5 protein-coding genes, 2 tRNA genes and 1 other RNA gene are annotated in these 9,351 nt (G+C 73.1%); 6 read left to right on the top strand and 2 right to left on the bottom strand.

Annotated features, from left to right (window positions below; all coding sequences use genetic code 11):
- Window positions 1-21: 21 nt before the first annotated feature.
- A tRNA-Ser gene (locus AC5P09_RS45330) sits at window positions 22-109 on the bottom strand.
- A 72-nt stretch (window positions 110-181) separates the two neighbouring features.
- Between AC5P09_RS45330 and ffs the strand changes: the two genes are divergently transcribed.
- The 6 genes from ffs (at window position 182) to AC5P09_RS45300 (ending at window position 9,220) form a co-directional block, all read left to right on the top strand.
- Window positions 182-280, top strand: an RNA gene (ffs, locus tag AC5P09_RS45325) — signal recognition particle sRNA small type.
- Window positions 281-339: 59 nt separating this feature from the next.
- Window positions 340-2,808, top strand: a complete 2,469-nt coding sequence (locus AC5P09_RS45320) for a DNA polymerase III subunit gamma and tau (protein ID WP_493879530.1) — start codon at window positions 340-342, stop codon at window positions 2,806-2,808.
- 96 nt (window positions 2,809-2,904) lie between these two features.
- Entirely contained in the window at window positions 2,905-4,158 is a 1,254-nt protein-coding gene (gene purD / locus AC5P09_RS45315) for a phosphoribosylamine--glycine ligase (protein WP_493879529.1), read from the top strand.
- A 350-nt stretch (window positions 4,159-4,508) separates the two neighbouring features.
- Window positions 4,509-6,452 carry a M48 family metalloprotease gene (locus AC5P09_RS45310; protein ID WP_493879528.1) on the top strand — a complete coding sequence of 648 codons (1,944 nt, stop codon included), beginning with the start codon at window positions 4,509-4,511 and terminating at the stop codon, window positions 6,450-6,452.
- Between the two features lie 214 nt (window positions 6,453-6,666).
- Window positions 6,667-8,208 carry a N,N-dimethylformamidase beta subunit family domain-containing protein gene (locus AC5P09_RS45305; RefSeq protein ID WP_493879527.1) on the top strand — a complete coding sequence of 514 codons (1,542 nt, stop codon included), beginning with the start codon at window positions 6,667-6,669 and terminating at the stop codon, window positions 8,206-8,208.
- 109 nt (window positions 8,209-8,317) lie between these two features.
- Window positions 8,318-9,220 carry a phosphoribosylaminoimidazolesuccinocarboxamide synthase gene (locus AC5P09_RS45300; RefSeq protein ID WP_493879526.1) on the top strand — a complete coding sequence of 301 codons (903 nt, stop codon included), beginning with the start codon at window positions 8,318-8,320 and terminating at the stop codon, window positions 9,218-9,220.
- A 43-nt stretch (window positions 9,221-9,263) separates the two neighbouring features.
- Here the strand turns inward: AC5P09_RS45300 and AC5P09_RS45295 are convergent.
- Window positions 9,264-9,336: transfer RNA gene (locus AC5P09_RS45295), tRNA-Gly, on the bottom strand.
- Between the last annotated feature and the right edge of the window lie 15 nt (window positions 9,337-9,351).

The following is a 9,351-nucleotide window of genomic DNA, read 5'->3' as shown; positions in this document are numbered from 1 at the left end:
ACATCGTGCCCGGTGAGGCACTGGCGGAGGATACGAGATTCGAACTCGTGAGGGGTTGCCCCCAACACGCTTTCCAAGCGTGCGCCCTAGGCCACTAGGCGAATCCTCCGCCGCAAACAATACAAGACGTTGAGGAGTGCTCGCGAACTCGTTCCCCCTGGCCGGCATCGGGTACTGTGGGCGCAGCCCCTCACGCGGCGCTATCTGACTGAACTCCCCCAGGGCCGGAAGGCAGCAAGGGTAGGTTGGCTCTGGCGGGTGCGTGGGGGGCGCTTGCGTTGCCGGGGTGAGACCTGCGGGCGGGGCCCGATGTCAGTGGGCGCCTATAACCTCGTATGCGTGTCGTCTCTCGCGTTGTACCGCCGCTATCGCCCGGAGTCGTTCGCCGAGGTCATCGGGCAGGAGCATGTCACCGACCCGCTGCAGCAGGCGCTGCGGAACAACCGGGTCAATCACGCGTACCTGTTCAGCGGTCCGCGCGGGTGCGGCAAGACGACCAGTGCGCGGATCCTGGCCAGGTGCCTGAACTGCGAGCAGGGGCCCACACCGACCCCGTGCGGGAAGTGCCAGTCCTGCCAGGACCTCGCGAGGAACGGCCCGGGTTCGATCGACGTCATCGAGATCGACGCCGCTTCGCACGGCGGTGTGGACGACGCCCGTGATCTCCGGGAGAAGGCCTTCTTCGGGCCCGCGGGCAGTCGTTACAAGATCTACATCATCGACGAGGCCCACATGGTCACGTCGGCCGGCTTCAACGCGCTCCTCAAGGTCGTCGAGGAGCCGCCGGAGCATCTGAAGTTCATCTTCGCCACCACCGAGCCCGAGAAGGTCATCGGGACCATTCGGTCCCGGACGCATCACTATCCGTTCCGGCTCGTGCCGCCCGGGACGCTGCGCGAGTACCTGGCCGAGGTGTGCGGGCGGGAGGGGATCCCCGTCGAGGACGGGGTGCTGCCGCTCGTCGTGCGGGCCGGTGCCGGGTCCGTGCGTGACTCGATGTCCGTCATGGACCAGCTGCTCGCCGGTGCGGGGGCGGACGGTGTGACGTATGCCATGGCGACCTCCCTGCTCGGCTACACGGACCTGTCGCTGCTCGACTCCGTCGTCGAGGCTTTCGCGACCGGTGACGGCGCCGCCGCCTTCGAGGTCGTCGACCATGTCATCGAGGGGGGCAACGACCCCCGGCGGTTCGTCGCCGACCTGCTGGAGCGGCTGCGGGACCTGGTGATCCTCGCCGCCGTGCCGGACGCCGCGGAGAAGGGCCTCATCGACGCCCCCGCCGACGTCATCGAGCGGATGCAGGCCCAGGCCGGCACCTTCGGCGCCGCCGAGCTCACCCGCGCCGCCGACCTCGTCAACGCGGGGCTGACCGAGATGCGCGGCGCCACCTCCCCCCGCCTCCAGCTCGAACTCATCTGCGCGCGCGTGCTGCTGCCCGCCGCGTACGGCGACGAGCGGTCGGTCATGGCCCGCCTGGACCGCATCGAGCGCGGCGTGAACTTCTCCGCGGGGGGCGGAGCGCCGGCCATGGGCTACGTCCCCGGCCCCGACGCGCACGCGCACGCCCAGGGGCAGGGTGGAGCGGTGGCGGCCGCGCCGGTTCCCCCGGGGGGCGGCGCGGCCGCGGCTCGCGCTGCGGTACGGGCTTCCGGGGCCCCGGCGGGCGCGGGCGCTGCCGCGCCGGGCATGCCCTCTGAGCAGGCGGCGCCCGTCTCGGGCGGACCGGCCCCCGTCGCCGGCGGACCGCCACCCGTGGCCGGAGGACCTGCGCCCGTGGCCGGAGGTCCGGTACCGGCCGCCGGAGGACCTGCGCCCGCTGCCGCTCCCGCCACCCGCCCGGCAACCCCCGACCACACCCAGCACCAGCCGCCGCCTCAGCCTCAGCAGGAGCAACCGGCCCAGGCGCCCCCGTCGGCACCCACCCCTGCGCCCGCCCCCGCCCCCACGTCCCCCGCCCCCACGTCCCCCGCCCCCGGCGCCTGGCCTACCGCCGCCCCCGCCGGTGGCGGTCGACGCCCCGGCGGCTGGCCCACGGCGGCCCCCGCCGGCGGCGGACACCCCCCGAGCGCGGCCCCGAGCACACCCGCGCCCGGGTCCGCGCCCACGCCCGCACCCGCCGCCCCTTCCACCTCCGCACCGCAGGCAGCGACCCCCGCTCCGGCCACCGCCTACACGCCTCCCACCGGCGGCCTCGACCCGCGCACGCTCTGGCCGAACATCCTGGAGGCCGTCAAGAACCGCCGCCGGTTCACCTGGATCCTGCTCAGCCAGAACGCGCAGGTGACCGGTTTCGACGGCACCACCCTCCAGCTCGGCTTCATCAACGCCGGCGCGCGTGACAACTTCTCCGGCAGCGGCAGCGAGGACGTGCTGAAGCAGGCGCTGGCCGAGCAGTTCAACGTGCAGTGGAAGATCGAGGCGATCATCGACCCGTCGGGCGGCTCGGCACCCCCGGCCACCGGCGGCGGCCCGACCGGGCCCAACGGCGGCTACGGCGGAGGAGGCGGCGCCGGCCAGGGCGGAACAGGCGGCGGCTACGGCAGCGGCGGTGGCGCTACGGCCCCCCCGCGCCCGGCGTCCCCCCAGCCCTCGCCCGCCGCACCCACGCCGACCACCTCGGCGCAGGCCCAGGCGTCCTCACCCCGCCCCGCCCCCCAGCGGTCCGCCCCGGAACCGACCCCGGTCTCCCCCGAGGACGACACTCCGGAGGACGACGATCCCGACCTCGACGAGTCGGCCCTCTCCGGTCACGAACTCATCGTGAGAGAGCTGGGAGCCACGGTGGTGGAGGAGTTCTCGAACGAGTAGCACCGGATCACGCCGGGCCACGCCTTGGAGGAACCCACAGCTCACCTCCCTCCACCCCTTCGGAACCCCGCACAAAACCCGGTTAGGCTGACCCCCGTGAAGGTCCTCGTCATCGGCAGCGGTGCCCGCGAACACGCCCTGTGCCGTTCTCTGTCCCTAGACCCCGACGTCAGCGCGCTCTACTGCGCTCCCGGCAACGCCGGCATCGCCGAGGTCGCCGAACTGCACCAGGTCGACGCCCTCGACGGCGCGGCCGTGTCCGCGCTGGCCGTGGAGCTCGGCGCCGACCTGGTCGTCGTAGGCCCGGAGGCGCCGCTCGTCGCCGGGGTCGCCGACGCCGTACGCGATGCGGGCATCCCCGTCTTCGGCCCCTCCAAGGAGGCCGCGCAGCTCGAGGGCTCGAAGGCCTTCGCCAAGGCCGTGATGGCGGGAGCGGAGGTACCCACCGCGCGGTCGTACGTCTGTGCGACCCCGGCCGAGGCCGCCGAAGCCCTCGACGCCTTCGGTGCTCCGTACGTCGTCAAGGACGACGGGCTCGCCGCCGGCAAGGGCGTCGTGGTGACCGACGACCTCGACGCGGCCAAGGCGCACGCCAACGCCTGCGAGCGGGTCGTCATCGAGGAGTTCCTCGACGGCCCCGAGGTCTCCCTCTTCGCCATCACCGACGGCGATACGGTCCTGCCCCTCCAGCCCGCCCAGGACTTCAAGCGCGCGCTGGACGGCGACGAAGGCCCCAACACCGGCGGCATGGGCGCGTACTCCCCGCTGCCCTGGGCCGACCCGAAGCTGGTGGACGAGGTCATGCAGACCGTCCTGCAGCCGACCGTCGACGAGATGCGCCGCCGCGGCACCCCCTTCTCCGGCCTGCTGTACGCCGGTCTGGCGATCACCAGCCGTGGCGTCCGGGTCATCGAGTTCAACGCCCGCTTCGGCGACCCCGAGACCCAGGTCGTCCTCGCCCGGCTGAAGACACCGCTGGCCGGCATCCTGATGGCCGCCGCCACGGGCAACCTCGCCGACCTGCCGCCCCTGCGCTGGAGCGACGAGGCCGCGGTCACCGTGGTCGTCGCCTCGCACAACTACCCCGGCACCCCGCGCACCGGCGACCCGATCACCGGGCTGGACGAGGTGGCCGCCCAGGACGCCCCGCACGCGTACGTCCTGCACGCGGGCACCAGGCGCGCGGGTGACGCCGTCGTCAGCGCGGGCGGCCGCGTCCTGTCCGTCACGGCGGTCGGCGAGGACCTCACCGAGGCCCGCGACCGCGCCTACCGGGCCCTCGCCCGCGTCAACCTCGACGGCTCCCAGCACCGCACGGACATCGCGGCGAAGGCGGCGTCCGACGCCTGACAACACTGGCGCAGACCGTGTGAGAACCCCGGCGCGGACCGTCGCGGACCGGCGAAAATACCCAGACATCGATGAACCTCGCAGGCCCCGGATCCGTCTCACGATCCGGGGCCTGATCGTTGCTGTCCGTCATCCACCTTTCCCCAAGGCCATTCCATCGAGTGACCGATGCCCCATCCGGCTGACGAGGGCCGGGGCCCCAACTAGGGTGCGGCGCAAGCGGTCCGGCACTTGGCCCACCGGCATTGCGATGTCAGTGGGCGGTGCCACAGTGGGGGAGTGAGCAACGCCAGGAGAGCCGGGCAGAGAGCCGGGCGGGCAGGACGGCAGGGAGGGGGCGAGGTCCGGTCATGACCGGTATGGGTGTGGAGGCGGGAGCACAGTCCGCGCGGTCCCGAGCCCTGGCCGTGCTGCGCATACGCAGCCGGGCACTGGCTGTCGCGCTGCTGCCCGCGGCCGTCGCCGTCGTGCTGCTCGCCGGCGGCTCGACGGACCATCTCGTGGGCCCCGGCTGGGACGCCGCGCGGTGGACGATGTCCGTGGTCGCCGTCCTCGCACTGCTCGCGGCCGGCGGCATCGCCCTGGTCGTCGCCCGCTCCCGGCCCGCCGTCAGCCCGACGGTCCCGATCGCCGAGGAGTCGGCCCCCGACCTCTACCGCATGGTGCGCGACCTCGCCGACCGCCTGGACGTCCCGGCACCCTCCGCCATAGCGCTCACCCCGGACTGCGACAGCTGGCTGGAGGACCGCACCCACCCGGCCCACGGCCCGCCCCCGCGCGAGGACCATGACGAGATAGCGGGCGTCCGCGGCTCCCACCGGCGTGCCGCCGCCGCGCCCGTCCTCGTCATCGGCTCCCCGTTCCTGTGGTGGATGCGCGTGGGCGAGCTGCGCGCCGTCCTCGCCCCGGTCGTCGCCGGTACGGGCCCTTCGGCGCACCCGGACATAGCCGCGGCCCGCCGCTTCGTACGGGGGCTGGACGCGGCGGTGGCCGTGACCTCGGCGCCCGGCCGCAGCGTCCTCATCCGCCCGGTGCTCGCGGGCATCGGCTGGGTCGCCCGGCTGCTGCTGCGCAGCTGTCGCGGCCATGCCGCCGAGATGGAGCGCGGAGTCGCCGCCGCGGCGGCCGAGCGTGCACAGGCTGTGGATTACGGCCTGAGGATCGTCGCCCAGGAACAGGTGGGCCTCGCGTACGCCGGCTGGGACCGGCTGCTGACCCGGGTCGCGCTGCCCGCCTGGCGGATGGGCCGCTGGCCCTCCCGGCTGGACGCGGGCGTCGTCGCGGCCCTCACCGAGCTGTCCCGGCGCGACCGGCTGGCCGAGGGCTTCGCCTCCCGGCTGGGCGAGCGCCCCGCCTGCGACCTGCTCGAAGAGCCCGGCGCGATCGACGAGGCGACCTCGCTGCTCGCCGCCCGCCTCTTCCACGGCGGCCCCGCCGAGCCGGGCCGGGACTGGGCCCCGGTGAACTGGCAGGAGTACCCGGACGAGGTCGTCGACCGCAAGTGGCGCACCGACGCGGCCCGCCTCCACCGCGTCCTGGACGCCCTGGGCGTCCGCCGCGCCCCCGACCCCACCTCACCCGACCCCGACGGCCCGACCCTGGCCCGCGTCCTGGCCCACCTGACGGCCCCGACGGCCCCCACACCCCGGACCGACGGCTCGCAGACCGGCAGCAGCACCGACACCGGCAGCAGCACCGAAACCGCCAGCGACACAGGCGCAGAGGCCGCCCCCGTCACGAACGCCGACACCGGCACAAGCCGCCCCGACGCCGAGGCCACCCCCACCCCGGACGCCGACACCAACGCCCTCTACCCCCCCGATGACCTCGACGACGACGCCCCCGGCGGCACCGAGAACGCCACCGCCCTCGCCGCCCGCCTGAGCGCCGAAATCGCCCGCGAAGAGGCATCCGCACCCGGAACCACACCCCCGACCGGCCCACCCCCACCCGGCCAGGCCAGCGGCAGCGGCACCGGCACCGGCGGCAGCCCCGACACCGCCCTCTGGGACGACGGCATGCTCCCCCTCTTCCCCCTTCAGTCACCCCGCACCGCCCGCGAACTGCTCACCGACCACGTCACCGCGATGGTGTGCTGCGCCGCGATGGACACCGCCGGCGCGACCCCGGGCCTCGACTGGCTCGACGGCCCGTCCCTCATGGTCAACGGCGAACGGGCGGCCGACCTGGCCCCCCGCGTCCTCAGCCTGGTGGAGGACGGCGACCCGGCCCCGCTGCAGGCGTGGCTGGTCAAGTCGGGGATACGCCCGGAGAAGCCGGTCCGCCTCGTCTGACGGTCACCTGCCGGTGAGTCGATGTACCGGATCCCCCGATTCCACTTACGGCCAATTCGCAACGAGTAGTGACCGTCTGGGTGCGTAATGTGATGTGCTGGAACCGATCGAGCACATGGCAAGGGCTTACGCCACAGGACAGGCACGACACAGGCACGACACAGCACGACAGGCACAACACAGGCGTACGGGGGCGCGAGGGAGGGGAGCCACCATGGGGTCGGAGCAGATCCGCCGCTGGGAGTCGGGAGCACTCGCGCACGCCGTGACGGACCCCTTCGGCCAGGGCCCGGTCCCCTGGCTGCGCGGCACCGAGACGTACTTCGGCGACACCGGCCAGGTCGTCCCCTGGTACGTGGACGCGGATCCGGCCCACAGCGCCCACAGCGCCCACAGCGCCCACAGCACCAACAGCACCCACAGCCCGAAGGCCGGCGCCCCCAGGGTGCCCGCTCCCCGAACCGCCTCGGGGCCCCGCTCCGCCGACGACGTCCGCCGTCAGATCAAGGGTTTCGTCTCCACGGGCGCGGTCGCGCCCGGCGAGGCCGTCGACTTCCACATCACGGTCGACCCGCCCCAGGAGTTCGCCGTCGACGTCTACCGCATCGGCCACTACGGCGGTGACGGCGCCGCGAAGATCACCACCAGCCCCCGTCTGTCGGGCATCGTCCAGCCCCCGCCGCTGACCGCGGACCGTACGGTCTCCTGCCACCACTGGTGGCTGTCCTGGCGCCTGCAGATCCCGAGCTACTGGAGCATCGGCGCGTACGTCGCCGTCCTCACCACCGCCGACGGCTACCGCTCCCACATCCCGTTCACCGTCCGCGACAACCACCCGGCCGACCTGCTGCTCCTGCTGCCCGACATCACCTGGCAGGCGTACAACCTCTATCCGGAGGACGGCCGCACCGGCGCCAGCCTCTACCACGCCTGGGACGAGAAGGGCCGGCTGCTCGGCGAGGCCGACGCCGCGACGACCATCTCCTTCGACCGTCCGTACGCGGGCGCCGGCCTCCCCCTCCACGTCGGCCACGCCTACGACTTCATCCGCTGGGCCGAGCGCTACGGCTACGACCTCGCCTACGCCGACGCCCGCGACCTGCACGCCGGCCATGTCGACCCCACCCGCTACCGCGGCCTGGTCTTCCCCGGCCACGACGAGTACTGGTCGACGAACATGCGCCGCACCGTGGAACGCGCCCGCGAGCACGGCACGAGCCTGGTCTTCCTGTCGGCCAACACCATGTACTGGCAGGTGGAGTTGGGCCCGTCCCCGTCCGGCGTCCCGGACCGCCTGCTCACCTGCCGAAAGCGCCGGGGGCCGGGCAAACCCGTGCTGTGGCGCGAGATCGACCGCCCTGAGCAGCAGCTGGTCGGCATCCAGTACGCCGGCCGCGTCCCCGAGCCCCACCCCCTGATCGTGCGCAACGCCGACCACTGGATGTGGGAGGCGACCGGAGCGCACGAGGGCGACGAGATCGAGGGCCTGGTGGCGGGCGAGGCCGACCGCTACTTCCCGCGCACCCCGCTGCCCGAGCACGACGACCGCATCCTGCTCGCCCACTCCCCGTACGCCGACAGCGAGGGAGTCCTCCGCCACCAGGAGACCTCCCTCTACCGCGCCCCCTCCGGCGCCCTGGTCTTCGCATCCGGGACGTTCGCGTGGTCACCGTCACTGGACCGCCCCGGCCACGTCGACCCCCGAGTCCAGCGAGCCACCGCGAACCTTCTGGACCGCATCTGCAAACGTGACTGAACCGTGCCGCACCACCGCGGCCCATGCCCGCTCCACACACCCCGGACCAAGACCGATCCTCGCCATACGGGAGAATCGAGCCACTTGGACATCACCACGGGGAGGAACCGTGTCCGGATTCGTAGAAAAGCCCGAGCCGCTCCAGGTTCCGGGCCTGGTCCACCTCCACACCGGCAAGGTGCGCGAGCTGTACCAGAACGAGGCGGGCGACCTCGTGATGGTCGCCAGCGACCGCATCTCCGCCTTCGACTGGGTGCTCCCGACGGAGATCCCCGACAAGGGCCGCGTGCTCACCCAGCTCTCCCTGTGGTGGTTCGACCAGCTCGCCGACCTGGTCCCCAACCACGTCCTGAGCACCGACCTGCCCGCCGGCGCCCCCGCCGACTGGGCCGGCCGCACCCTGATCTGCAAGTCCCTCCAGATGGTCCCGGTGGAGGCCGTGGCCCGCGGCTACCTCACCGGCTCGGGCCTGGTCGAGTACAACGAGTCCCGTACGGTCTGCGGCCTCGCCCTCCCCGAAGGCCTGGTCGACGGCTCGGAACTGCCCGCCCCGATCTTCACCCCGGCCACCAAGGCCGAGGTCGGCGAGCACGACGAGAACGTCTCCTACGAGGAGGTCGCCCGCCAGGTCGGCGCCGACACCGCCGCCCGGCTGCGCCAGGCGACCCTCGCCGTCTACTCCCGCGGCCGGGACATCGCCCGCGACCGCGGGATCATCCTCGCGGACACGAAGTTCGAGTTCGGTCTCGAGAACAACGACACCCTGGTCATCGCCGACGAGGTCCTCACCCCCGACTCCTCCCGCTTCTGGCCGGCCGACCAGTGGCAGCCGGGCCGCGCGCAGCCGTCGTACGACAAGCAGTACGTCCGTGACTGGCTCACCTCGCCGGAGTCCGGCTGGGACCGGAAGAGCGAGCAGCCCCCGCCGCCGCTGCCCGAGCAGGTCGTGACCGCGACCCGCGCCAAGTACGTGGAGGCGTACGAGCGTCTGACGGGCACCAGCTGGTCGTAGGACACGAAGAAGCCCCCCGGCAGAGGCCGGGGGGCCGATTCAGAGCGGACGACCAGGTTCGAACTGGCGACCTCAACCTTGGCAAGGTTGCGCTCTACCAACTGAGCTACGTCCGCAGTGCGCCGTGGCGC

Source organism: Streptomyces sp. a15, from assembly GCF_059026085.1.
Note: the sequence above shows the minus strand (reverse complement) of the source record. Positions and strands in the feature narration are given on the sequence as shown.